Origin of the sequence: Delftia sp. CH05 (genome assembly GCF_009827015.1) — a bacterium.
In the GTDB taxonomy this organism is placed as follows: domain Bacteria; phylum Pseudomonadota; class Gammaproteobacteria; order Burkholderiales; family Burkholderiaceae_C; genus Comamonas; species Comamonas tsuruhatensis.
Window position 1 is genome coordinate 45810 of the sequence record NZ_WUMG01000030.1, and the last position, 25515, is coordinate 71324.

Here is a 25515-nt window from a genome sequence, read left to right on the forward strand (position 1 = left end):
TGGAAATCGACACCACCACAATCCTGGATGCTGTCTTCCGCCTGCATCGTGCTGCCATTGTCGAATGTGACCAGCGCACGCACCCTATACCCGGCACAGGACACGTAGCGGCCGCTTTGCTGGAATCCGAAGGTGGTGTCAGGCGGAACAATGGAGTTGAGTTGTTGCAGCAGGATGCGTCGTTCGATGGCGTGATAGGCATCGGTCGGGCTGGAGACAAAGACCTCCAGCTTTTTGGCCACCCGGCTTGTTGTCAGATCGACAACACCACCCAGCATGGTCTCACCCAGACCGGTGGCATTGATTGACAGCTTGTTGCCGGATCTCGTCACGATCTCATTCGTGAAGTACTGAGTACCGCTTTTGCCGGTGAGCTTCAGACGCATGCTCACACCCTTGTCCGCAGCAATGCTGGAGTTGTAGAAACCTACAAGACCGTAATTCTTAGGAATGGGTGCATCACCCTCAAGGGACGAGCGTTCTGGCATCCATATCGGATGGACCTGGTTGGCCAGGCCGCGCGTCTCCACCAGCACATCCTGGCCATCCCCTATGGGATACACCTGCAGATGGGGTTGCTCAAGCCACTCGCCTTTTTTCGCGAGCTGTTCTTCATTGAACTGCAAGGACACGGACACCACCGGATCATCAAGCGTTTCCGCAAAAATCAGTGCGATGCCCGAAGCAGGACGCAGCGCCACCTCCCGCCCTTCAAACATTTTTCCGTGGTGGTTCGGCGGCGCAGGCACCTCCTCCTCCTCCAAGTCCCGCTCGAGAATCTGTCCGGCCAGAATCAAACGCAATTCCTGCTGGGCAGGCGCAAACTGCGCAACCGTACGATTACCGGCCAGATCAACAACAGTCAGCCGATAACGCTTTCCTGCATAGTCCGCCAGCGACAGAAGATTCACATGGCGTTGCCTCTTGCTCTCATCGGCGCGCAGTCCATAGGGGCTCCAGCGGCCGGGATTGCTGCCATCACTTACCTCCAGCTGCACTGAATCGAAATGGGCGTCCGATACGTCCCAGCTCAATTGCGTCCTCCGACAGATGCTTCCCAGACAGTCAGAGAACGGTGTCTCGTTCTTCAATTCATTGATGACAGGTGCCGAGTTGTCCAGATGGACAAAGAAATCAAAGCCCACCACGTGGATTCTGTATTCGCCATCCACCACGATCTGCCCGTTGTCGTCGCGGCCATCCCAGACAATGGAGGCATCCACATTGCCGGCCGGATGGTTGCGTAAAAACGTCCGAACCAGGCCACCCTGTCGATTGAAGACACTGAACTCCAGGTTCACGGGCTCCAGGACCCGGTAGGTGAGACTCATCACGTCCTTGGTGCCATCGCCATTGGGCGAGATATGGGACGGCTCGCGCACCACATTGGTAATCGGCGGGCCTGCCTGGGCAATGGCAACACGGCGCAGCTTCTGTCGGCGGTTGCCGGCACGGTCCTCCGCCATCAGCCGCACGGTGTAGCGGCCCACGCCTGGCGAAACCCACATGGCAAGATCCTTGTCCCACAGGGGCGTGGAGCTGGGCGGGGCGATGGGATGCCAAGTCTCAGGCGCATCATCGCTGGCATAGTCAAGCCAATAGCGAGCGAAGTTCCTGTCCGCCACGCCCCCGTGCACCTTGACAGACACACCATCGGCGCGGCGCGACAAAGCGAGATCGGTCTGCAGGTTGGCAAGGGTACGGAAAACATAGGTGTCCCGCGGCTGGCGATCACCAAAGGGAACACACGAGGACAACTGCCCCGGGTTGTCCCAGGCTTCGTACTGTATCCCGCGGCCATATTCGATGAATCGGCTCACGCCACTGCGGTCGAGTCCCTCATATCCCGGCTGGACGAAGGGCGGCGCTTCGCCGAAAGCCAGGGAGGAAACCGCATGGGGGCTTCGCAGATAGATCAGGCGGTAGCGGGGAGCGTCCTGGCCGCTTTGCGCACGCACGACGGCCCCACTGGCGGTGACTGGTACAGCACTTCGAGACGCACCGATGTCCCCTCCCATGCTCACGCTGGCAAGCACTTCATGGCGACCGGGTACAGCCACCAAATGCACGATCGGCGAGCCCGGGCGGCCATTGGCCATGTCAAAGGTTTCGAAGAACGGCGGGATATCGGTCACACGGCCGGACACGATTTCAATGCGGCGAATCGTGATGGCACAGCGCCTGGAAGCGCCATCCTCCGAAACAGTGCAGTCCGGCGCGACGGGAAGGTAGAGCTCTGCAGAATCCTCGGACCATGCCTCCTGCCCCACCACGTTTTCCAGGCTGACCTGACGCAACTCGTTGCCGTCGGCATTCAGCACCAGCAGTTCGGTCGGCGTCTGCCCCACCACCAGGCGCCCATCGGGCGACCAATAGTATCGGTGGTCATTCGGCAATGCCCTCACATGGCCGTTCACCAGGTTGACCAACAGCGTGCCGATAGCGCTGGCCTCGGCAAGCAATCGTGTCCTGTCGGGCGAAAGTCGTACGTCGTAAACAGATTCCGCCCCCAGTGCACGCACGGCTCCCGTGCCGATGTGGATTGCGCCCAGGTTGCCGTCGCCCAAATGGACGAACACCTCGCTGCCGTCATGGGACAGACCGATCAGGGAGCGCAGAGCCTGGGTGGAAATGAGTTTGCGCCCCTCCCCCTCCCCGCCGGACACAACCAAATGCTCCAAGTCAGAGTTGTATGCCACAAGGCGCGTACCCTGCTCGTCCGCAACAAAGGAGCGCCACCCGGAGGGAGCGCCGGAAACATCGCCTGGCAGGGACAGGCCACCCAGCACCAGATGCATTCCCCGACCCCAGTCGTCCTGACGGTAGATGCCGGCGGGCAGGTCGATGGCGACATCCTGCGCGGTGGGCACGTTCAGATAGAAACCCGAGCCTTCGCGTATCGACTCCACGGGAACATTTCTGGGCAGGGAACAGGTCAGGCCTGCGTTGATGCCCAGCGGTGTCCCCATGACCGACAGCAGGGAGCTGCGGTTGGTGTCGATCTCGACCGTGGCGCCACCCAGAACCAGACCGTCCGCATTGCGCACCGCCAGCTCGTACCGGCCATCCGGCACCAGCCGGCCCTCATCGTCGAGCCCATCCCAGGACCACGAGCCGGAGGCACCGGAGCCGGCCGGTCGGCCCGTGCGCACCAGTTGGAACTGGTCATCCGATACCTGGATGGTCACGGCCATGGCCGCTGGCAGACGGTAGCTGAGCACCGTGCTGTCCTTGACGCCATCCCCATTGGGCGAGATGAATGCTTCCGACACAGCATAGTCGCCAGCCTGGGTGGCCAGAGAAATGGTCGCCGTATTGTTGTCCTTCACACGCTCCTTGATGGCAGCGTCGGGGTTCACGACCACCGTGATGGAGGACAGGCCTGCACCAGCCGGAGCATCGAACGAGAAATGCACCGTCGCGCCAGCCTTTCCTGCCAGTACGGGCACCGTCACATCGGGCGCCAGCCGGATGCCTGCGGCCGGGCTTCCGTTGAAGGCGCTGACCACCAAATTGCGGGCGCCCTGGTCGCCCAGATTTGCAACCGTGACGGCAAGGGTGGCGGCCTCGCCCGGCTTGGGCAACGGCGGCGCCAGGCTCAATGCGCCCTGAGAAACCGCAAAGTCCGGCAGCGTCAACACCCTCAGCGACGCAAAGGCCACGTTGTCGTCGAGCGTGATCTCCTCCGGCTGGGAGCGCTTCGGATCGACCACGGCAAAAATCAGGCGTTCGCTGGCATTTGGAACTTCCCAGTTCACGGTCGCCGTGGTACTGGAGCCGGCAGCCAGGGAAGCCACGCGCGTGGCGCCGAGGGAGATACCTCCGGCAGCCGGGTCGCCGTCGAAAAACTCCACATCAAAGGCGGTGGCGTCCACATCGCCCACATTGCGCACGAGCGCACTCAGCGTCATGACCGAGCCTTCGAGCGCAGGGCTGGGTGAGAACGCCAAGTCCCTGTAGCTGACCGCCAGGTTCAGACCTGCCTTCGCAGCCACCTTGAAGGCCAGCGCCGCAGCGTTGTCCGAAGTGTCGCCATCACCGCTCGCCTTCTCCGGGTCCATCTCGACGATGAAGCTGTAGTCGCCGCCCGGTCCCGCGCGCCAGGGAATCTGCTGCTCCACGGTGCTGCCCGCTGCGATCTGCACCACATTGGTCAGCAACACCGCGGTGCCCGCGCCCGATTGGATGCCGTAGCGCACATTGAAGGATGACGAGTCCTGCGTGCCGGAGTTGCGCAGGCGCGCGGTGAACATCACGTCCGCACCGGGCCGTGGCGCGTCGGGGTTCAAGGAGATATCGGCCTTGCTCACCGCCAGGGAAACCCCGCCGGCCGTCCTGACCGTCACGGAACTGCTGTTGTTGGCGCGCGTGGCTTCCTTGACAAATCCATCAGGGTCCAGCTCCACGGTATAGACCGTTACCCCCGGCTCGGACAGCGTGGGTTTGAACTGCAGCGCCGTCGTGGCGCGCGCGGCCAGGTCGAAGGCGGTCTCTGCAAGGCGCACGCGGTCGGCTCCGGTGCCGCTCCACAGCACGGCCTTGGCCTGTTTCACGGCGGCCATGCCGGCATTGCTGACGAGTGCGTCGATCTGGAGGGTCGCCGGCAGGTTTTTCACCGTCGAGGGCGTGGCCAGCACATCGCCATCGCCCAGCAGCAGGTCCGCCAGCGGATTGGCGCTCTCCACCACCAGCGACAGCGAGGTGACGTTGTCCTGCCGGCTCAAGTCGGCGGTCGCCTGTTCGAAATCCACAACGGCGAAGACCGTGCGCGAGCCGGCGCGCGACGTCGTGTTCCAAGTGGCTTGAACAGTGGTGCCGTCTCCACCTACCAAGGCCGCGATGGGAATGGGAGAGCCGATGGCGATACCTCCTGCGGCGGGGTCCCCATCAAAGAAGCGGACCGTGCTGGCCTCTGACTGGAGGGAACCTGCATTGACGACCCTGGCAGACAGGGTTACCCGCTGCCCATCGAAAATCGGGAGCGAAGAGGCCTGCAGATTGCCGATCGCGAGGTTGGCGCTGGCGGCGCTGCGCAGCATTTGCAGTGCCAGCACGGTGTTGTAGACGCTACCCTGCCAGCTCCCGTCCATCCGCTGGCTCTCGGCAACGAAGCGCTGCGCTGCGGGCAGACTGATCTCGGAGCCGAAGCCTGCAGCGGCCATGGCCATGGAGGCATGGGCCGTGTCGTGAATGGAGCTGGCACCGTCGCCAAAGCCGCCGTCGGTGTTTTGCCTGCTCTTGAGAAAAGGCTGCACGCTGGCGATCGGCGCCTGGGCACTGGTCAGGCCCGCCAGGGCCTTGAGCACCTGGGCCGAAACATGGACACGGCTGGGACTTGTGGCCGCGTTGCCCCATCCGCCGTCCGGGTTCTGCCAAGACACCAGCAATTGCACGGCAGGCCTGAGAACGCTTTCATCGGCGTTGACCAAGCGCAGGGCCTGGACCGCCAACGCAGTGTCCAGCGGATTGCTGCGCAGGCGTTCGCCCAGGCCCCACCCGCCGTCGTGGTTGCGGGTGGCCAGCAGGGCCGAGACATCTTCGGCACGGCGCTCACCGGCCGTGCTCTCGATCAGCCTGCGGGCCAGAAAATCGGTGTTGCCCGGTGGCCGGGCCGCTATCCAGGCGCCGGCCGGCCCCAGCCCCCTGTAGACGGGGTCTGAGGCACGCAAAAACGAACGGGCCAGCAGTGTGTCACGCGGCGCAAGTCCGGCTGCATCCATGAAGGAGCCGTCGGACCGTTGCTGCGCTTTCAGCCAAGAAAGTCCGGCTGCACTGTTGCCAGGGTTGGCGGGGCCCGGCACATCGAGAGGCAAGGTGGTGCCGGGGACACCCGGAGAGGTGGTCTGCGGCGGCTCGGCAAAGACATTGGCCACGCCCAGGCCATGGGTCAGAGCGTTGTAACGCAGGCCGACCTGCCGGCGAGCCTGAGCCACCACATCCAGGTCTGCGGGATCGATGGTTTCCCCAGGCCGTACCAGATAGATGAAGCCGAATCGGAACGTCTTCTGAGATACGTCGGCAGAAGGGATGCGCGGGCCTTCAGCGGCAATGACGTCGTCTATCGTGACGATTCGCTTGGTGCCCCGAATGGTGGTTCCCAACGGGGCGGGCAGGGCGTTGCCATCGACGTCGGGCGCTTCGATGAGGAAGAAGGGAGGAACCTTGTCCTTGCCGATCAATCCAGCCAGGTACAAGTCCAGCGGGCTGTACCTGCTCTGGGTGTCAATCGCTGTGAAGGAGCCCTCACCGTTGTCACGCCAGCTCGCGCCATAAAGCACCGAGCCCTGGCTGTCCAGCAGATAGCTCCAGTGGGAGCCATCCTTTCCTACCAAGGCAGAGCTGATCTGCCCATTCCAATCGCGGAATTTGACGTGGCTACCCCAGCGATGCTGCAACTCATGCGCAAAGGTGGAGAGCATGGATTCATAGTCAGCACTGGACGTTGCGCTTGCCCAGCGGGAAGCCGCTGCCATGTCGATATAGCTTTGCAACACGCCCTTGCTGCCATACGCGTGTGAGTTATCAAATTGCTTGATGCCTATGCCGGCCGTGTCGTTGCGCACGCCCCGGTGAAAAGCCAACGCGTTCTCTCCGTCGGCTGAGGCAGTGGGGTATTCGAAGCTCGAAAACACCACAAGGAAGTCATAGACATCGGCATGTGTGCGAAAGAACTCCTTGCCTACCGTTTCCGAGGGTGCCACCAGATCGATGCCATATTCACCGGAAAACTCGATGATGCTGACGCCTTTCTCGTCGCGGATAAAGCGGGCCAGACCGGGAGCATCGCCAGACGCTCTTCGCACGCCAGACGATGCTGGATGTAATTGCGAAGATGCGGCAGCGCTTTGCACAAAATCCGGAAGCGACATAAGAGCAAGGAGCGCAACGACATTGCACACCAACCCCATCAGCCACATGCAAACGGGCCAGTACGGAGAAGCGCTTTTCAGCGCTGTCAACGAATGCCTGCCATGCGCCATCGAAGTGCGGGCCGCGCCCATCCCTGCCCTGTGAATCCGGGTCTTGCAGAGATCAATCAAAAAACCGCGCACCGCCGCCCGCATCATGGCGACACGACCATCCATCCGTCCTTCATTGAACGAGCGGGGGCTTGAAACCGAATCAACCGTGTCGTCTGAAGGCCATCCACCAAAGCGATCTCGATTCTTTCGACAGCCTCCCGCCCAGGCAGATTCACAGGCAGGAACACTGCCAAATTGCCGGAAACCTCTTCCAAAGCCACAGCCAACCCGGGGACCTGCATTCCTCTTCGGAGTACGGTCAGATCGTTCGCACCCCACTTGACCACCACCTGCTGCCGCCTGACATCCAGGGCGACCACGCGCAATTCAGTCTGATCGGCGACTGCCCAGCGCCAACGATTGATGGCAATCCCGGATTCGCCTGGCTGTGCAAGCTGGGCCGATGCCATCGACGGCAGCACACACGCAGCAAACACCAACAATGTCAGTGCAGCACAAGCAGATGCTGAAGCGCCCGATAGGTTGACTGGCCAAACAGCGAACACCACCGAGCGCCTGGCGGCAAACGTCGCAACCAGCCAGAATTTTTTCAGAATCCCTCTCCAAAGCATTGCCAGCAACACAAAGGCTGGAATACCCCTCTCGATACTTTTCATCTTCTCCTCCGCGATGCCACGTACCTTTTTGCTTGCTCCCTAAGCAAAAAGCTGGCAACTGTCCACTATTTTTTTCAGGGTCCTGATCGAAGGATCCGCCCGGCAACATGCCTGTTGACTTATCGACTCAAAATGCCCCACACCCCAGGAACAATCCATGACATGGATCCATGGACTGCCAAACACGGGCATCGTGACAACACGCTTTATACGTAACGTTTTGTGCGAAGCATATCACTGAATTGTGCAATGCAGCAGCCGCCCATGAATCAAGGCAGCGTCGACTGACAAAAGGCAATCAATGCAGCACATCGCTCCAGACTCTCGATTTCACCGCATTGCTGCGATCGACAGAATCAACTGGAGTATGTGGAAACAGAGGAATTGCCGGAGCTTGGCTAGCAAGAATGCCGACGCGCTCACCGTAGCCTCGCCAAACCACACCCGCCCTGCTCCCAATGCCGCGCCGCAGCACCCGCCACGTACCCTGCATCGCTTGCCATGTCCTGCCCCATCGCTGCCCCAGCCAAAGCCAACCGACGCTGATAGCGGGACTCCCGCAACGGCCTGGGCTTCAGCTTGCCCCGGGCACGGCGGGGCAAGTGGAGAAGGCACGATACTCAGGCTAAGGTCATCAGCGCCAGCATGTTGACAAACTGGCTGGCCTCGTGGCTCATCAAGGCTGGAGGGGGCTCGCATCCGGATGCAGGTCACCGCTGCGATCACGCAGTGCACGCCTGCGTATTGCGCAAAGCCCTCAAAGGGTTCGTGCGTTGCCGCCTTCGACAACAGTGATCGCCCAGGCCGGCCACCAGCTCGGCCAACGACGCCCTTGTTTGGCAGGTACCGGCCCAGATCCAGATCCACCCCGCCCACATGCGGGCCGCATATCACTCGACTTGTGACAACCCTAGAAAACCCAGGGATTTTCTCGCGGGCCTTTGTGATTTTTCCCATCAGAAAAACCGAGCCGCATCAGCGAATTAAGTCAATGGAGCCGGAGAAAGTTTCGCAAAAAGACAAACGCCTGCGCAATCTGACAAGAGAAAGCTTTTCCAAATGTAAACAATTGTTTATTCAGCCTGTAAGATTCCTCCAGTCAATCAGTGTTTCCCATGGGACATGGCCTGCGCCACCCCACAGATGCATTCATCATGAAAATGCATCAATCGAGCCGGATCATTGATTTTTTCATGCAAGAATTCTTACTCAATCCATCTTTTGACGCACAACATCCACGGCCACCCAGATGAGAGCGCATCCAGATTGTGGAGAATAATATCCGACCATCACCAGCGCACTGATCAGGGAAACAATAAAATCAGCCGGGCCGAGCAATTGCTGCAGGCCTGCAAATGGCCGGAGCCGCCGATATATCCATCATTGGTACTCAGGCATATTCAGGAAGCGCAGGCGATTTTCGAATTGCACCGCATGCCTGACCGCGCGGTGTCGTCGCGCATCGCAGCGGCCTTCATCCATTGCCAGCTGGGTGAGGAGCGCAATGCCATTTCACTGGCCACGGCGGCCATGGCCAATCCCGCGCTGCTGCCGCCCGAGGCCCTGGTGCGCGCCACCTATGTGCTGGCGCTGGCGCATGGCCGGCTGGGCGAGCTCGATACCGCCCTGCAATTGATCGAAGGCAAGGACCATGATTTTGCGCAAATGGTGCCCGGAGACAGCCCCTGGCTCCCCGCCCTGATCACCTGGGCCAGGGCGCAAATCCTCTGGAAGGTCTTTCTTTATAAAAACCACCAGGACCTGTGGTGCGGGCCGCCGCCCGATTCAGGCCTGGTCCAGCTGGGTGCCGCTGCGCCCGACAGCGCTGCCTTGCAGGACCTGCTGGGGAATGTGGGCCGCCAGCTGCCAGCGGGCCTGGCCTGGCCGTACAGCGAGCTGCTGCGGCTGTCGCTCAAGGGGCTGGAGTCGGGCCGGCGCGAGGCTGCCGCCGTGGTCCGCGCCATTGAGCGCATCGGCATCCACTACCAGGCCAAGAACCCGCCCATTGCAGGCTGGGCCTGGCTCAGCAGTGCGCTGGTGCATTGCAGCAAGCGCCAGTACGGACAGGCGCTGCAGGCCGCCGTACTGGCCAAGTCCACGGCGCAGACCTACCAGTTGGAGGGCCTGTACCGCAATGCGCTGGTCTATGAGTACCACATACAGGAAACGCAGGGCGATTTCGCGGGCGCACTGTCCACGCTGAAGGCGCTGAACATCATGCGACTCAAGAGCATGGCCATCAGTCCTTATCTGGAGAAATCACGATTCACGGCCATGGACGAGGCGCGGTTGCATGACCTGGAACCTGCCTATGTGAAACGCGCCCTTCAATACATAGAAGACAACCTGGACAAGAAACTGCTGGTGCAGTCCATTGCCGACCATTGCCGCGTCAGCCGCCGCACGCTGGAAGTTTCATTTCGCCATAGCCGATCATGCAGCATTGGTGAATATATAAGACAAAGCCGTATCCACCTGGCTGCGGAATCCTTGCTGACCACGGATCAAAGCATAGGACAGATTTCCTCCCGGCTTGGATATTCCTCCCTCTCCACATTTTCCAGGGATTTTTCCGGCCATTATGGGATACCGCCATCGGCCTGGGTTCGGCACCACCGGCTGAACTGATTTGAAAAATCCTGGAATGCATATGACGGGCGTGTATTCAGGCCCTACCGATCACCCGAAGCAACACGCAAAGTAGGACGCAAAGGAAGACGCATGAAATATCTGAAGAATATGAAAACGGGCTCCATGCTGGGTCTGGGTTTCTCGGTTCTCATCCTCATCGCGCTGTCGATTGCGCTGCTGGGCCGAGCGCGGCTGATCCAGGCCTCGGACGATGTCTCCTACCTGGCCGACACGCGCATCACCAGCCTGCTCAGGCTGGTGGAGGTCAAGAGCTCGGTGGAGTTCATCTTCCGCGGCGTGCGCAGTCTGGCGCTGATCGAAGACCCTGCGGAAAAGGCCTTGGCCAAGGCCACGCTGGACACGCAGCGCCAGAAGATAGGCCAGCTCATGGAGCAGTTCCGCGAGGGACTGAGCACGCCGCAGGGCATCGCCCTGTACGACCGCATGAGGAATGCGCGCACCGCCTACCTGCCGCTGCTGGACCAGTTCATGGCCGCGGCCATGCGGCATGACCTGCCCACCGTCTCGGCCATGCTGGGCAGCAGCGGAGAGTTCCGCAGGCAGCAGGACGCGTTCTTTGCCGCCATCAACGACATGCTGGCCCACCAGCAGGTGCGTGCCACGGAAACGGCCCAGGCCACCGAAGGCAAATCGCTGGCCGCCGGCCGGCAGATGCTGTCGCTGGCCCTGGCCTCGCTGTTGCTGGGTGCGCTGGTGGCCTGGGCCATCACCCGCCGCATCAAGGGCCTGCTCGGTGGCGAGCCGGCCTACGCGGCCCAGGTCACGCAGGAAGTGGCCAAGGGCAATCTGGCGGTGAACGTGCAGCTGCGCCGGGGCGATACCACCAGCCTGCTGGCCAGCCTGGAGGCCATGCGCGCCAGCCTGGCAGACATCGTCAGCCAGGTGCGCCACAGCAGCGAATCGATTGCCACGGGCGCCAGCCAGATCGCCTCGGGCAACGCCGACCTGAGCGCGCGCACGGAAGAGCAGGCCGCCAACCTGGAGGAAACGGCTGCCTCCATGGAGCAGATGACCGCCACCATTCAGCAGAACGTGGACACGGTGCGCAGTGCCTCGGGCCTGGCCCAGTCGGCCAGCGCCACGGCCGTGCACGGCGGCGAGGTGGTGCATGGCGTGGTCAGCACCATGGAGGACATCACGCACAGCTCGCGCAAGATCGGGGAAATCATCGGCGTGATCGACGCCATTGCGTTCCAGACCAACATCCTCGCGCTCAATGCCGCCGTGGAGGCCGCGCGTGCCGGGGAACAGGGCAAGGGCTTTGCGGTGGTCGCCTCGGAGGTGCGCTCCCTGGCCCAGCGCTGCGCCAATGCGGCCAAGGAGATCAAGGGCCTGATCAGCGAGAGCGTGGGCAAGGTCGCCGCCGGCTCCCGCCAGGTGGCCGAGGCCGGCAGCACCATGAACGACATCGTCACCCAGACGCACCGCGTGGCCGAACTGATCTCCGACATCGGTGCCGCCACGCAGGAGCAGTCCCAGGGCGTGACCCAGGTCAGCGACGCGGTGCAGCAGCTCGACCAGGTGACGCAGCACAACGCATCCCTGGTGGAGGAGTCTGCCGCTGCTGCCGACAGCCTGAACAAGCAGGCCGCGCAGCTGGTGCAACTGGTCAGCGTGTTCCGGCTGGATGAGAACGCGACCCGCCCCCAGGCCGCCCTGTCCAAGTCCACGACAGTGGCAGCGGCCGTGCCGGCGCGTGCACAGACCGCCAGGCCGTCTCCCGCGCTGGCCCCTGCCGTGCCCCGCCCCGCCAAGCCCTTGCGCGCGGCAGCGGCTGCGGCCTCCAGCGCGCCTGTGGCGCTGCCCGCCAAGGCGGCAACACCCCGCCGCGCCACGGCGGCCGGAATGGCCGAGATGGCCGAGGCCGATGAGTGGGAGCAGTTCTAGAACAGGCTCAGCGCATCACCAGGCCACCATCGACGAACAGTACCTGTCCCGTCATGAAGCCGCTCAGTTCCGAGGCCAGGAACAGCACCGGCCCCGCCACGTCTTCGGGGCTTGCCAGGCGGCGCAGCGGCGTGGCGGCCATCAGCGATTCGCGGAAGGACTCGCGCGTGTCCTGCGTGCCCTGCGTGGGATAGACCAGGCCCGGCGCCACGCAGTTGACGCGTATGCCCACGGGCCCCAGTTCGCTGGCCAGGTTGCGGCTGAAGGCCACCAGCGAGGCCTTGGCCGTGGTGTAGTCGTGGTACGGCACGACGGGGTGCTCCACCAGGTTGCTGGCGATGTTGACGATGCTGCCCCGCGCACGCTGGCGCATCTGCGGCAGCACGGCGCGGCAGACGTTGAAGGCCGCGCCCACGGCACCGTCGTACTGGGCCTGGTAGTCGCTCCAGTCCAGGTCGTCGAAACGGCTGCGCCGCTCGGGATCGAAGGCATAGGGCCTGAAGGCGTTGTTGACCACGATGTCGATGGCGCCCGCCTCGCGCGCAATGGCCTCGGTCATGGCCTGGACGGCAGGCTGCGAGCCTACATCGGCCTTGATGGCCCAGGCATCGCCTCCGGCCTGCTTGCCCGCAGCCTGGCAGGCCGCCACGGTCTGCGCGGCGGCAGCATCGTTGGACAGGTGGTTGACCACCACGGTGGCGCCCTCGCGCGCAAAGGCGGTGGCAATGGCCGCGCCTATGCCGCGGCCGGCGCCGGTGACCAGTACCACCTTGCCTTGCAGGCCCAGGGAAGACGGCTGTGCCATCTCAGGCCCCGGGCAGCAGGCTGGTGTCCACCACGTCGGACACCTTGATCTGCCTTTGCACCATGCCCTGCGCGCGGTAGGCGTCGGCGCCCTTTTGCAGGGCGGCCAGGTCGAAGCTGCCCAGCGGCTTGCCGGCTTGCAGCGGCTGCGAAGACGCATTGCGCAGGCGGATCACGTCCAGGTTGATGTCGCGCTGGGTGCCGTCGATGGCGTGCTTGCCGGCCAGCGTGGCGGCCTCCTCAGGGTTGGCCATCATCCAGGCGGCGCTGTCGCGGTAGCCCTTGAGGAAGGCGCGCAGCAGGTCCTTCTTGTCGCGCAGCGTGTCCTCACGCACCACGAACATGTCGCTGGAGATGTTGAGGTAGTCGCGCACCTGCATCACATCGACCTCGCCAATGCCTTTGCGCAGGCCCACGGCCAGGCCGGTGTCGGTGGCGGCCGTGGCATCGACCTGGCCCTGCATCAGCGGCGCGAAGTTGAGCAGGCCGGTGACGACGATGGTCACGTCCGACTCCTTGAGGCCGGCCTGGTGCAGCATCACCAGCAGGTTCTGGCGCGTGCCGCTGGACAGGCTGTAGACGCCGATCTTCTTGCCCTTGAGGTCCGCCGGCTTGCGGATGCCGGCCGACTTGAGCGAGACCACGTTGAACACGTTCTGCGGGTAGATGTCGTAGATGGCGACCAGCTTCTCGCCCTTGTCCAGCGCCATAAAGAAGGAGCCGGGGTCGGTGAAGGCCACATCGGCCTGGCCGCTGAGCATGTTGCGGATGGCGTCGCCGCCGCCCGCGCCGGGCAGGTAGGCCAGCTCCACGCCCTGGGCCTTGAAGAAGCCCTTGTCGGGCTCGGCCAGGATGTTGGTGATCTCGCTGATGGGCTTGCTCCAGCCCGCCAGGCGGATCTTGCCTTGCACAGGAGCGGCCAGGCAATTGCCGGCCAGCGCCAGGCCGGCAAAACCGGCAGAGGCGCCCAGCAGGCTGCGGCGGGTGAGGAAGGGGGATTGCGGTGTGTGCATGGCGCTTGGGGAAAAGGTTTCGGAAGTGTTCAGGACGGTCAGGCGGCGCGCGAGCGCAGCAGCCGGCGCTCCAGCACCAGGCAGGCCTGGTACAGCAGCAGGCCCATGGCGGCGATCAGCACCAGGGCGGCGAACATGAGGGTGGTGTCCATCATTCCCTGGGCGGCGATGACCACGGCGCCCAGACCCCGGCTGGCGCCCATGAACTCGGCCACCACGGCGCCGACCAGGGCCAGCACCACGGCCACGCGCAGGCCCGCAAGAATGGCGGGCAGGCCCGTGGGCAGCTTCAGGCGCAGCAGCGTCTGCAGCCGCGTGGCGCCCAGCATGCGAAACAGCTGCAGCCGCTGGGCATCGACCTGGCGCAGGCCGGTCAGGGTGTTTTCCATCAGCGGGAAAAAGCAGATCAGCGCCGTGATCAGCACCGTGGGCAGCATGCCGAAGCCGAACCACAGCACGAACAGCGGCGCCAGCGCCAGCTTGGGCACGACCTGGCTGACCACCACGTAGGGCTTGAGCACACGCTCCAGCAGCTCGGATTCAGCCAGGGCCATGCCCGCCAGCAGGCCGATCGCGCTGCCGGCCGCCAGCCCCAGCAGCAGGGCCTGGAGCGTCGCCCAGATGTGCGGCCAGAAATAGCCCGTGGCCAGCCCCGTCCACAGCGATGCCGCAATGGCCGAGGGCGCCGGCAGCACCAGGGCGGACAGGCCCCATTGCCGCACCAGCAGCTCCCACAGGCCCAGCAGGACCAGCGCCAGCGCGGCGGCCAGCAGGCGGGCATGGAACAAGGACACCGTCATGCCGCCGTCCTGTCCAGGGCTGCGCGCACGCGGGCGCAGTGTTCGTTGAACGCCGGCCCGTGGCGCATGGCCTGGGTGCGCGGCGCGGGCAGATCGACCGCCATATCGGCCACGATGCGCCCGCCGTGCATGAGGGCGATGCGGTCGCCCAGGTAGACGGCCTCGTTGATGTCGTGGGTGACGAAGAGCACCGTGGTGCCGCGCTCGCGGCAGGTGCGCAGCAGGTCATCCTGCAGCTCGGCGCGCGTGATGGCGTCCAGCGCGGCAAAGGGCTCGTCCAGCAGCAGCAGCGGCGGATCGAGGACCAGCGCCCGTGCCAGCGCCACGCGGCTTTGCTGCCCGCCCGAGAGATGGCGCGGATGGCGCTGCGCATGGCTGGCCAGGCCCAGCTGCTGCAGCAGCGCCAGGGCGCGTTGTTCGTCCTGCGGCGCGGGTCGCCTTTGCAGCGACACGGGCAGCAGCACATTGCCCAGCGCCGTATGCCACTCCAGCAGCGTGGGCGCCTGGAACATGAAGCCCAGCTGCGGGCCGGGCTCGGCCAGCTCGGCGCCACGCAGCAGGATGCGGCCCGACTGCGGCCTGAGCAACCCCGCCGCCAGCTTCAGCAAGGTGGTCTTGCCGCAGCCGCTGCGGCCCAGCAGGCAGTGGACCTCACCGGCCTGCACGCGCCAGTCCACGCCGTCCACCACGGGCGGGCGGCCCGGGTAGGTGAAGACCACTTGCTCGACATCGAGAAACGCCATGGTTGCAGCCCCGTCCGCCCCCTCTTGCAGGTTCGCCATGTCAGTCCGCATACGGCGCAAACGGCTGCGCCGCCGCCTCGGCAGATTGCTCTATCTCGGTCATGCGCACCAGGTCCAGCAGGTTGAAGCGGCCGTCATGGTGCCAGCCGGCCTCGGGCATGCTCATGGAGCCGATGGCACTGATGCGCGTGACGCCGGCCGCCCCCAGCAGGCCGGCCAGGCGGTACAGCTGCTCGGGCGAGGCGGCAATGCCGGCCGTCTGCAGGTATTCGCGCTGCGCGGCCACCACGGGCACGGCGTCATCCAGGCGGTCCACGCCCACCACGGCAATCGTGCGGTACAGGGCCGTGGGCGCCAGCGGCTGCAGGCTGTCGCTGTACGCCACGCTCCAGGGCGCATCCACCGGGCCCAGCAGTTGCTGCGCGTCGCCCGACCATTCCACGGACTGCTGCCAGCGGGCCACGGCGGCGCCCTCCTCCAGCTCCAACGGCCGGCGCGCAAAGCGCCGCTGCAGGTTGGCCAGCTCGGCCGCCAGATAGTCGGCAAAGGCACGCGCAGAGACGGGGGCGCCGCGCTCCACGTAGAAGACATGGGGTGAGTAGCAGCCCTGCTGGTCATAGCGCATCACGTCCCAGGCCGCCAGCCGCGCCACGGCGGGCGCCTTGAGCGTGTCCAGCGCGGCAGCGCCCACCATGCCGAAGCCCAGCTTGTGGCCGTGCGGCAGAAAGCGCGTGGTCACGGGCAGGCGCTGGCGCAGTGCCTGCAGCGTCTGGTTGCCGCCGTAGGCGAGCACGGTGTCGGCCTCGGCGTGGAGCGCGGCGGCTCCACCGCCATCCGCGCCATCGGCGCCATCCGCCCCATCCACACCCCCCGCACCGCTCCACCACACCACGGCCAGGCAATCGGCCAGCGGCGGATGCACCTCGGCCAGCAGCCGTGCGAACCAGCCCGCGAACAGCGGCTCGGCGCTGGCCAGCTTGCCAATGGCGGGCGCCTTGACCAGCAGGCCGCAGACCAGGCTCCACAGGGACAGCGCAGGCACATTGCCGGCCCAGCTATGCATCAGCAGGTCGGGCCCGAAGGCGCGCACCGCGCCGCCCTTGGGCGCGGGCTGGAAGCCGTCGAGCACGGCCGGGTTGGCAAAGTCCTCGGCCACGAAGCGCCGCAGCTGCGCGGCGCGGAAGGTCTTGAAGAAGCCCGTCAGCCCCAGGCGCACCATGTCGGCGTCATAGCCGCTGACCACGGGCAGCCAGGCCTCGGCCTGGCGCCGATAGGGATCGCTGCGGTCCAGCAGGCGGGCAATGGCACGGTCGATGGCGTCGATGATCTCGGCCACGGGCATGGACCTGAGGTGGCGGTCTGCGGCACGGCGCACGTGGGCTGCCAGCGCATGCATCTGCGGGCCGGTCAGCAGGGGCACGGAGACTTCCAGCCGCACGCCGCCGCGTTCGAAGGGCAGCACATGCCACTGCACCTCGTCCTCGCGCAAACCAGGCAGTTCGGGCAGGTAGCCGGCCGTGATCCGCTCGATGTTCATGCAGCAGCGGCCTTCACGAATTCATCGACCGCCAGCGAGCAGCCCTTGGCCGCTGCGCCCTCGGCACGCCCCAGCAACAGGAAACCGCTGTTCTCGCCATGGCCGGCCCACAGGCCCACGTCCTCGGTGAGGATGGTGGTGACCGCGTTGTAGTTGGCCAGGTCGCAGTGCACGAGAATGCCGCGCTCGCCGGGCGCCACGCTGCGGCCGGTGACGGGCTCGACCAGGCGCGAGCGTATCCAGTGCGGCCCCGACTTGACCGACGGCAGCGTGGCATTTCCGTCGTCATAGAACTGCGTGCTCAACTCGGTCATGCCGTACATGTTGATGCAGTGGCTGCGCGGCACGCCCAGCAGCCGGGACAGGTCGGCGTAGAAGTCCTCCAGCGGCAGCTCGCGCGACTGGCCCTTGTAGCCGCCCGTGTCCAGGATGCGGCTGCCCGGCGGCAGGCAAAAGCTGCGGCCCTGCTCGCGCAGCGCGTCCATCACATGCACCAGGCTGAAGCTGGCGCCCAGCAGCGCATAGGGGCGGCCGCTGCGCTCGGATTCCTCCAGCACGGCGCACAGGCCGGGCATGTCCAGGCCGTCGGGGGTGAGGAAGTAGCGGCTGTCGGGAGTGCCGAATTCCGTCTTGGCCAGCGCCAGGTAGTGGGCCAGCGAAGAGTTGGCCATGGCCTGCTCGTCGGGAAAGAGAATGCCCATGGGCAGGCGCTCGTGCCCGGCCATGAAGCGCTGCGCGAAGTTGCGCGTCATCGACGCATCGTAGACATCGAGCGCTGGATGGAAGTGGCGCCCGCGCGCGGACAGTCCCTTGGCCTGGCCCGTGGTGCCGCTGGTCATGAACACGCGCTCCGCGGGCGAGGCCGGCTCGCTGCGCAGCTCCATGGCCTTGAACGCATCGATGGGCACGGCGGGAATGTCGCTCCAGGTCTTCACATTGCGCAGCGTGGCGCCGCGCCGCTGGCAGAAGCTGCGAAACGGCGCATTCGATTCGTATTGGTAGGCGAACAGCCGCAGGGCCAGTGCATCGAACTGCTCGTCGGTGCAGCCGTCCATGGCAATGAATGCAAGCAGGTCTGCGACCAGAGAAGCCGCCTGGGGCCGGGCCTTGTCCATGGAATTCCTTCGAGAGCTGGGACGTGATGCTCCGAAGGCGCCCCGCCCGTGGCGCATGGGCGGCCACGCAGGGGTGCAAGCTCTTCTTCCGCCGGAATGACCCGGTTCAAGTTCTCGGGTGTGGATCTCAGCACTGGCGTGCACCCCGGAGCGGAGAGCTATCTTACAGCAGGGTCGCCAACGCCGCAGGCCCGGGGCCATCGCCCTGCAAGACTGCGTCAGCCCAGTGCCGTCAGCCGCCGCATCACCCATTCCACGGGCCCCTGCGCCACCTTCTTGCTCCAGGCCCAGGCAGCCAGGCTGGCGATGATCACGTACAGCGCGGCGGCCACGGCCACTTCGCGCAGGCTGCGCGATCCGTCCAGCGCGCCCATGGCCTCCAGCAGCCCCATGCCGATGAGGATGTGGGCCAGGTACAGGGTCAGCGTCATGCGCCCGGCCGGCAGCAGGCCGCGCCACGGTCCACCGGGCCAGCGGTCGGCCAGCCGCAGGCAGGCGCCGATGGCAATGCTGGCGCAGCCCAGGCCCATCAGCAGATAGGCAGGGCCGGGCGGCATGGGGCCGGTGCCCAGCCAGGGCGCCCAAGCGCTGCGGGCCGCAAGCGCCGAGACGGCGCAGGCCAATCCCACCATCACGCCACCCGCAGCCACCAAGGTCCATTGCACGCGCGGCTCGGCCAGCGGCAGGCGTGCCAGCAGCATGCCGCACAGGAAGAACGCAAACCACGGCAGCACCGGATGGAAGCCGTTGAACAGCAGGTTGCGCGCAAAGCCGGCCGGCTCCCACAGGCCCTGGTAGGACAGGCTGGCCCAGTCCCAGCCCTGGCTGTAGTCCAGCTGCAGCAAGGCCCAGGCGGACAGCATGGCCACGGCCGCCATGCCGGCCAGCAGCGCCCTTGCGCCGGCCTGCAGCCAGGCGATGGCCAGCACGAAGTAGACCGCGTAGTAGTGAATGATGTCGGCCGGAAAGATCACCAGGTTCATGCCACCGGCCACCAGCAGGAACAGCGCGCGGCGCAGCGTCCAGAGACGCGCCGTGGCCGGCTCCAGCGAGCGCGTGGCCAGCACCAGGCCCAGGCCTGCCAGCACCACGAAGGCGGCCGAGGCCTTGCCCTCCAGGAAATGGAAGAACGACAGCAGCCAGCCCGGCTCCTGCAGCGCGGGATGCATGGCCTGCTTGAAGTTGACGAACACCATGCCTGCCAGCGCCAGGTAGCGCGCCAGGTCCAGCCCCGCCAGGCGGGCGCCCCTGCCGGTGGCATGCCTCATGTCACGTCTCCCTGTGCCTCGCCTCCAAGAAGGCAGGCCAGCAAGGCGGGATGCAGCACATCGACCCCTTCATCCGCCCCCGCGTCTTCTTGCGGCGTCACCGCCAGCGCAAAGCGCAGCGCATCGCTTTCCACGGCATCCAGCAGCAATTGCGCGGCCAGGCGCACGGGCACGGCGGGCCGCAAGAGGCCCTGCTGCGCCCCGCGCTCCATGAAGCCTGCCAGTCCGTCGAGCATGCGCCTGCGGTTGGCCTCGAAGGCGGGCGCCAGCCCGGGCGAACGCGCGATCTCGGACAGGCACTCGGCGCTGAGCACGGCCCATTCCCGCTGACGGCACAGCGCCTGGTAGGCGGCCAGGAATTGGGCCACCACAGGCAGCGAAGGGGCTGCGGCCCGCGCCAGCGCCTGAAGCAAGGGCAGCAGCTCGGTCTGCTCCTGAGTGGCGACCTCGGCAATCAAGGCCTGCTTGCTGTCGAAGTGGTTGTACAGGTTGCCCAGGCTCACCGAGGCAGCCTGCGCGATGTCGCGCATGCTGGTGCAGTGAAAGCCGCGCTCCACGAAACACTGCAGGGCGGCCTCCACGATGACAGCCCGGCGCTCGCTGATGTCTTCTTTCTTTTTCATGCCCCGAATGATGAACGAACGTTCATTCATGGTCAACACCGGGGCATGAAATCACAGCGGCGGCAGGGGGCCCACGCCCGAAGGAACGGCCTCCTCGTTGGGCCTGCAGGGCTGGCGCAGCATGCGCCGGCAGTCCGGCAGCTGCCGCTCATGGGCATAGGCGATGTGGCCCAGCACGATCTTCGACGGCCGGCTGCGGTCCAGCCAGACGGTGTTGGTCGAAGGCGTGGACAGATGGTCGAAGGCCCAGTACCCGGTCTGCGAAGGCGTGTCCAGGGTCACGCGCAGGCTGGAGCCCGCGCGGAACACATGGGCGAATTTCTGGATTTCCACGCGCATCAGCGTGGGCTCGCCGGAGCGCAGCGGGCGCACGGCGGCCTCGGTGAAATCGCCCCAGGGCCTCAAGGCGGTGGAGCGCTGGCCGTCCAGCGCACGCATGGAGGCACGCAGCCAGCCGCGCTGCACGAACATCTCCTGGCCGTCGGGACGCACTTCCGAGACGGTGACCTGCACATCGGTGTCGCCGGCCGTGGCGCTGAGCCACAGGTCCAGCGAGGCCTCGCCATAAAAGCTCAGCGCGCGCGGCAGCGGGGCCGTGGTAAAGCGCAGCAGGCCCTGCCCGGCGGGGCTGGCCGTCCATTGGCCTGCGCCGGACTCGGTGTCCGCGTCGGGATGGTTGGCATCGGCGCCCGGCAGCGGGTAGCGGTAGCTGGCCGATTGGCGCTCGGCCTGCGGCGGCGCATCGCCCAGCCCGCCGCCCGGCTGCAGCCACAGCGTCATGGGCGTGACGCGCACGGGCAGCCGGTCAAAGCTGGCCACGGCCGAGGGGCGCAGCTGCCCATAGTCGCCCCCACCGTTCATCCACTGCATTTCCTGCGCCAGCAGCACGCGCGGCGTGTGCTCGAAGCCGTTGCTCTCGCCCTTGAGAAAGCGCGCGTAAAAACGCTTCATGGTCTCGCGAATAAAGGGGGCGCTGTCGGTGTGGTGGTCGCCGTTGGAGCTGATCAGCCACATCTTGTCCGGGGCGATGCTGTCCTCGTAGTAGCCCATGCGGGTGCCCACCTGCTCGTCCTGCCAGGACTGGGTGCCCAGCGTGGGAATGTCGATGCGGTGCGTGGTGTACATGGCGCTCTTGCGCGCATAGCGGGCGCCGAAGAAGCGGTCCTCGTCCAGCCAGCGCGCCATGTCCAGGTCGGGGCGCTGGATCTTGCGGATGTTGTCCTCCACCACCTGGGCGCATCCGGTATCGCCGTCCAGAGCCTTGGCGTCCTCGGCGGCCTTGCGCCATATCGCGGGGAACTGCCCCCACCAATTGGCGGGAAAGCCGATGTTCTGGATGCCGCCCGGATAGGCCACGTCGCGGTAGGGATCGGCCACGTTCTTGCCAGGAGCAATCGCCTTGAGGCTGGGCGGACGCTGGGCCGCCACCCACAGCTGGTCGTAGCCCGAGTACGAATAGCCCACCATGCCCACCTTGCCCGTGGACCACGCCTGGCGCGCAGCCCACTCCACCGCGTGCGCCCCGGCCGCGCCCACGGAGGCGTCGGCCCACTGGTTCTCGCCCGTGGAGCAGCCCGTGCCGGGCACGTTCAGGCCCATCACGGCATAGCCTTCCTTGGTCCATTCCTGGGTGGTCTGGTCCGTGACCGAGCCCGATCCGTAGCCGTCGTACTCCATCAGCACGGGAAACGGCCCCGGCCCCTTGGGAAAGACCACCGAATAGCGCATCTTGTTGCCGTCAGGCAGCTGGATGTAGCCCCAGATGCGCGGCCCGGGGTTGGTGCTGCCCGAAGAGCCCCCGCCGCAGGCCGCAAGGCCCAGGGCAAGGGTGGCGATGCCGGCCGCGCCGAGCCACGCGCGGGAATGGCGAAAAGTCATCATGGATGGTCCTCCTGGTTGCTGATGCAGTCATGCCCGCAAGGGGGCAGGCCGCAATGTAGGACCGTCCGGGCGCATGGCGCACGCGCAGGCTGAAGGGGGGCTGAAGCACGCCTGAAGACAGGCTGAAGGCGAACGCGGACAATCGCCACGGCCTTAGGCCCCGGACCACGGCAGCCGCGCGTCACACTATGATTCGATTTTCAGTTCCTTGACCCCATGCCCCGCGCCCGCACATCCAAGCCCGCTCCGTCCGAAGAGAACACGGCCCCGTCCGGCACCACAGCGCCGGGGCCGTCCATCGACGCCTCTTTCCTGCACACCCTGGTCGGCTACAACGCCCGGCGTGCCTCGATGTCCATCATCGAGGTGTTCGTGGAGCGCATGGCCACCCACGATCTCAAGATGGTGGAGTTCTCCGTGCTCTCCCTGGTGTCCCACAACCCCGGCATCACCTCGCGCCAGCTGTGCGCGGCGCTGGACGTGATGCCGCCCAACCTGGTGGGCCTGATCGCCGCGCTGGAGCGGCGCAAGCTCATCGAGCGCCGCCCCCATCCCACAGACCGCCGCGCCGTGGGCGTGCACCTGACGCCGGCCGGCGCCGAACTCACGGCCCAGGCAGAAAGAACGGCAGCCCAGCTGGAGATGGATGCCACCTACCGCCTGACCGATGCCGAGCGCAAAACGCTGATCCAGCTGCTGCAGAAGATCTACAACTGAGCGCGCTCAGTCCGCCTTCTGCGCGGCGGGCCGGTCCAAGCCCAGCAGCCGCACCGCATTGCCCTTGAGGATGCCGGGCATCACCTCGGGCTTGAAGCCGGCTTCCTGGAAATCCTTCATCCAGCGCTCGGGCGTGATCAGGGGATAGTCGCTGCCGAACAGCACGCGGTCCCTGAGCAGGGTGTTGGCGTACTGCACCAGCTGCCGGGGAAAGTACTTGGGGCTCCAGCCCGACAGATCGATCCAGACATTGGGCTTGTGCAGGGCCACGGACAGGGCCTCGTCCTGCCAGGGAAAGCTGGGGTGGGCCATCACGATCTGCATGTCGGGAAAGTCGATGGCCACGTCGTCCAGGTGCATGGGATTGCTGTAGGCCAGGCGCAGGCCGCCGCCGCAGCGCATGCCGCTGCCAATGCCGCTGTGGCCCGTGTGGAAGATGGCCGGCAGTTGGTACTCGGCCACCACCTCGTAGATCGGCCAGGCCATGCGGTCGTAGGGATGGAAGCCCTGCACCGTGGGGTGGAACTTGAAGCCCCTGACGCCCTCTTCCTCGATCAGCCGCCGCGCCTCGCGCGCACCCATGCGGCCCTTGTGCGGATCGATGCTGGCGAAGGCCACCATCATGTCGCTGTTGGCCCGCGCAGCCTCGGCGATCTCCTCGTTGGGAATGCGGCGCCGGCCCAGCTGCGATTCGCTGTCCACCGTGAACATCACCAGGCCCAGGTTGCGCTCGCGGTAATAGGCCACGGTCTCGGCGATGGTCGGGCGCCGGCCGTTGCCGAAGTACTTGTCGGCGGCGCGGTCGTACTCCTCGCCGTAGTTGTCGAACGGGTTCCAGCAGCTCACCTCGGCGTGCGTGTGGATGTCGATGGCAATGAGTTTTTCGTGGTCCATGTCTGTCTCCTGTGCGGCCTGCTGCCTGCCCCGCAATCAAGGGGAAGTCCCAATAAGAAATTCACAAAGGCCGCTTGAATTGGTTATTAAATATAACCAAAATCGCGGCCATCAGAAAGCGATGCAGATGCAGGCAACGGCTGCCACGCAACGGATTCGCGCTGAGGCTTCACACCACCTTCCGAGGAGACAGACATGGACAGAAAGATCCACAAGACCCGTTCCCGCGCCTTGCCGGCCGCGCTGGCCGCCGCCCTGCCCGCCCTGCTGCTGTCGGCCTGCGGCGGCTCGAGCGACGGCATCGCGCAGCTGGCCGAGGCCCGCCCCGCCACGCTGCTGTCGTGCACGGACCTGGCCGCGAAAATATCCTTCCCCAACACCCGCATCACCGCCGCCGAGACCGTGGCCGCCGGCACGCTGGCGGTCGCGGGCAAGCCCATTGCCGAGCACTGCCGCGTGACCGGCCGCATGCACGAGCGCGTCAGCACCGTGGATGGCCAGAACTACGCCGTGGGCTTCGAGATGCGCCTGCCGCGCGACTGGAACGGGCGCTTCTTCTACCAGGCCAACGGCGGGCTGGACGGCGTCGTGAGCACGGCCGTGGGCGCGCTGGGCGGCGGGCCGCTGGGCAACGCGCTGCAGATGGGCTTTGCCGTGCTCAGCTCCGATGCCGGGCATGCAGGCAGCCTGGGTCCCTTCTTCGGCCTGGACCCGCAGGCGCGGCTGGACTATGGCTACCAGGCCGTGGGCAAGCTCACGCCCATGGCGCGCAGCGCGCTGCAGACGGCCTATGGCAAGGGGCCTGACCGCTCCTACCTGGGCGGCTGCTCCAACGGCGGGCGCCACGCCATGGTGGCGGCCTCGCGCTATGCCGACCAGTACGACGGCATCATCGCCGGCAACCCCGGCACGCGCCTGCCGCTGGCGGCCATTGCCAACATTGCCGGCGCCCAGGGCTATGCGAAGCTGGCGACCACGCCCTCGGACCTGGGCACGGGCTTCACCCAGGCCGAGCGCCGCCTGGTCAGCCAGGCCGTGCTGGCCCGGTGCGATGCGCTGGACGGGGCCACCGACGGCATGGTGCAGGCCGGCGCAGCCTGCCAGGCGAGCTTCGACCTGTCGCGCGATGTGCCCACCTGCGGCGGTGCGCGCGACGGCAGCTGCCTCAGCGCCGAGCAAAAGAGCACCATTGCCGGCCTGTTCAAGGGCGCCACCACCAGCGGCGGCAGCCGCATCTACAGCAGCTTCCCATATGACGCGGGCCTGGATACGGCCGGCTGGGCCGGCTGGAAATTCTCCAACCCCATCAGCCGCGACTCCGGTGCCGTGGCCTTCATCTGGCAGACGCCGCCGGAAAGCGCCGCCAGCTTCAACGACGCGCAGTTCGCCCTCAACGGCAGCGTGGACAGCATGCTGGCCAAGGTGCAGGCGACCAACGGCACCTTCACGGAAAGCGGCCTGTCGCTGATGATGCCGCCCGACTACGGCAAGCTGCCCGTGCTGCGCAACCGGGGCGCCAAGCTCATGGTCTACCACGGCACGGCCGACCCCATCTTCTCCAGCGATGACACCGTGCAGTGGTACGACACGCTGCGCCGCAACCATGGCGACGCCGCCGACTTCGCCCGCCTGTACCTGGTGCCCGGCATGAACCACTGCAGCGGCGGCCCGGCCACCGATCAGTTCGACATGCTCAGCTCCCTCGTGGCCTGGGTGGAGAAAGGCCAGGCGCCGGACCGCGTGATCGCCAGTGCGCGCGGCGCGGGCAACGCGGGCGGCGCCAACGCCGACCTGCCCGCCAACTGGTCGCCCACGCGCACCCGGCCGCTGTGCCCCCATCCGCTGGCCGCCCGCTACAACGGCAGCGGCGACATGGAAAGCGCTGCCAGCTTCAGTTGCCGCTGACCATGCACTGAAGGCGGGCGGCGCCTGAACGGTCACC

Annotated in this window: 16 protein-coding genes (1 of these 16 cut by a window edge); 4 read left to right on the forward strand and 12 right to left on the reverse strand. The window is 65.8% G+C overall.

All coding sequences use genetic code 11. The annotated features are described in order from the left end of the window. Together GRX31_RS20495 and GRX31_RS20500 are read right to left on the reverse strand one after the other, a co-directional pair. Positions 1-7085, reverse strand: partial view of a CARDB domain-containing protein gene (locus GRX31_RS20495; protein WP_160854507.1) — the 5' portion only. The gene continues 10324 nt to the left of window position 1, outside the view; 7085 of the gene's 17409 nt are visible here — the first part of the coding sequence; its start codon is at positions 7083-7085; its stop codon lies off the left edge, out of view. Beyond that, positions 7064-7639 (reverse strand): hypothetical protein, encoded by a 576-nt coding sequence (locus GRX31_RS20500; protein ID WP_160854509.1) that lies wholly within the window; start codon positions 7637-7639, stop codon positions 7064-7066. The genes GRX31_RS20495 and GRX31_RS20500 overlap by 22 nt, the downstream gene beginning before the upstream one ends. Positions 7640-9073: 1434 nt before the next feature. On the opposite strand from GRX31_RS20500, the gene GRX31_RS20505 reads away from it, so the two are divergent. Further along, complete coding sequence (locus GRX31_RS20505) at positions 9074-10267, forward strand: helix-turn-helix domain-containing protein (RefSeq protein WP_160854511.1); 1194 nt, start codon at positions 9074-9076, stop codon at positions 10265-10267. A 93-nt stretch (positions 10268-10360) separates the two neighbouring features. Next, the gene (locus GRX31_RS20510; RefSeq protein ID WP_160854513.1) at positions 10361-12178 is read left to right on the forward strand and encodes a methyl-accepting chemotaxis protein; all 1818 of its coding nucleotides are present in this window, start codon (positions 10361-10363) and stop codon (positions 12176-12178) included. Between the two features lie 7 nt (positions 12179-12185). Here the strand turns inward: GRX31_RS20510 and GRX31_RS20515 are convergent, their stop codons facing one another. The 9 genes from GRX31_RS20515 to GRX31_RS20555 all read right to left on the reverse strand — a co-directional run bounded on the left by GRX31_RS20515 (position 12186) and on the right by GRX31_RS20555 (position 21962). Continuing rightward, positions 12186-12983: an SDR family oxidoreductase gene (locus GRX31_RS20515; protein WP_047219665.1), complete on the reverse strand. Its 798-nt coding sequence runs from the start codon at positions 12981-12983 to the stop codon at positions 12186-12188. Between the two features lies 1 nt (position 12984). Beyond that, the gene (locus GRX31_RS20520; protein WP_160854515.1) at positions 12985-13995 is read right to left on the reverse strand and encodes an ABC transporter substrate-binding protein; all 1011 of its coding nucleotides are present in this window, start codon (positions 13993-13995) and stop codon (positions 12985-12987) included. Positions 13996-14033: 38 nt separating this feature from the next. After that, a complete protein-coding gene (locus tag GRX31_RS20525; protein ID WP_016450562.1) occupies positions 14034-14795 on the reverse strand; it encodes an ABC transporter permease in 762 nt (253 codons plus the stop codon). Further along, positions 14792-15577, reverse strand: coding sequence for an ABC transporter ATP-binding protein (locus GRX31_RS20530; protein WP_160854517.1), 786 nt, complete (start codon positions 15575-15577; stop codon positions 14792-14794). Before GRX31_RS20530 ends, GRX31_RS20525 begins: the two co-directional genes overlap by 4 nt. Before the next feature lies 1 nt (position 15578). Continuing rightward, on the reverse strand, positions 15579-17075 hold the full coding sequence (locus tag GRX31_RS20535) for an acyl-CoA reductase (RefSeq protein WP_160854519.1): 1497 nt from the start codon (positions 17073-17075) through the stop codon (positions 15579-15581). Next, complete coding sequence (locus GRX31_RS20540; RefSeq protein ID WP_160854521.1) at positions 17072-18190, reverse strand: LuxE/PaaK family acyltransferase; 1119 nt, start codon at positions 18188-18190, stop codon at positions 17072-17074. The genes GRX31_RS20535 and GRX31_RS20540 overlap by 4 nt, the downstream gene beginning before the upstream one ends. A gap of 218 nt (positions 18191-18408) precedes the next feature. Next, the gene (locus GRX31_RS20545) at positions 18409-19458 is read right to left on the reverse strand and encodes a DUF418 domain-containing protein (RefSeq protein WP_160854523.1); all 1050 of its coding nucleotides are present in this window, start codon (positions 19456-19458) and stop codon (positions 18409-18411) included. Continuing rightward, positions 19455-20081, reverse strand: a complete 627-nt coding sequence (locus tag GRX31_RS20550) for a TetR/AcrR family transcriptional regulator (RefSeq protein WP_160854526.1) — start codon at positions 20079-20081, stop codon at positions 19455-19457. Before GRX31_RS20550 ends, GRX31_RS20545 begins: the two co-directional genes overlap by 4 nt. Before the next feature lie 51 nt (positions 20082-20132). Continuing rightward, a complete protein-coding gene (locus GRX31_RS20555; RefSeq protein WP_160854528.1) occupies positions 20133-21962 on the reverse strand; it encodes a CocE/NonD family hydrolase in 1830 nt (609 codons plus the stop codon). Positions 21963-22178: 216 nt separating this feature from the next. Between GRX31_RS20555 and GRX31_RS20560 the strand changes: the two genes are divergently transcribed. Continuing rightward, the gene (locus GRX31_RS20560; RefSeq protein WP_016450569.1) at positions 22179-22679 is read left to right on the forward strand and encodes a MarR family winged helix-turn-helix transcriptional regulator; all 501 of its coding nucleotides are present in this window, start codon (positions 22179-22181) and stop codon (positions 22677-22679) included. A 6-nt stretch (positions 22680-22685) separates the two neighbouring features. Here GRX31_RS20560 and GRX31_RS20565 read toward each other — a convergent pair whose 3' ends face one another. Beyond that, positions 22686-23573 (reverse strand): amidohydrolase family protein, encoded by an 888-nt coding sequence (locus tag GRX31_RS20565; protein WP_046241907.1) that lies wholly within the window; start codon positions 23571-23573, stop codon positions 22686-22688. Between the two features lie 195 nt (positions 23574-23768). On the opposite strand from GRX31_RS20565, the gene GRX31_RS20570 reads away from it, so the two are divergent. Next, positions 23769-25478, forward strand: a complete 1710-nt coding sequence (locus tag GRX31_RS20570; protein WP_160854530.1) for a tannase/feruloyl esterase family alpha/beta hydrolase — start codon at positions 23769-23771, stop codon at positions 25476-25478. The last annotated feature ends 37 nt before the right edge of the window (positions 25479-25515 follow it).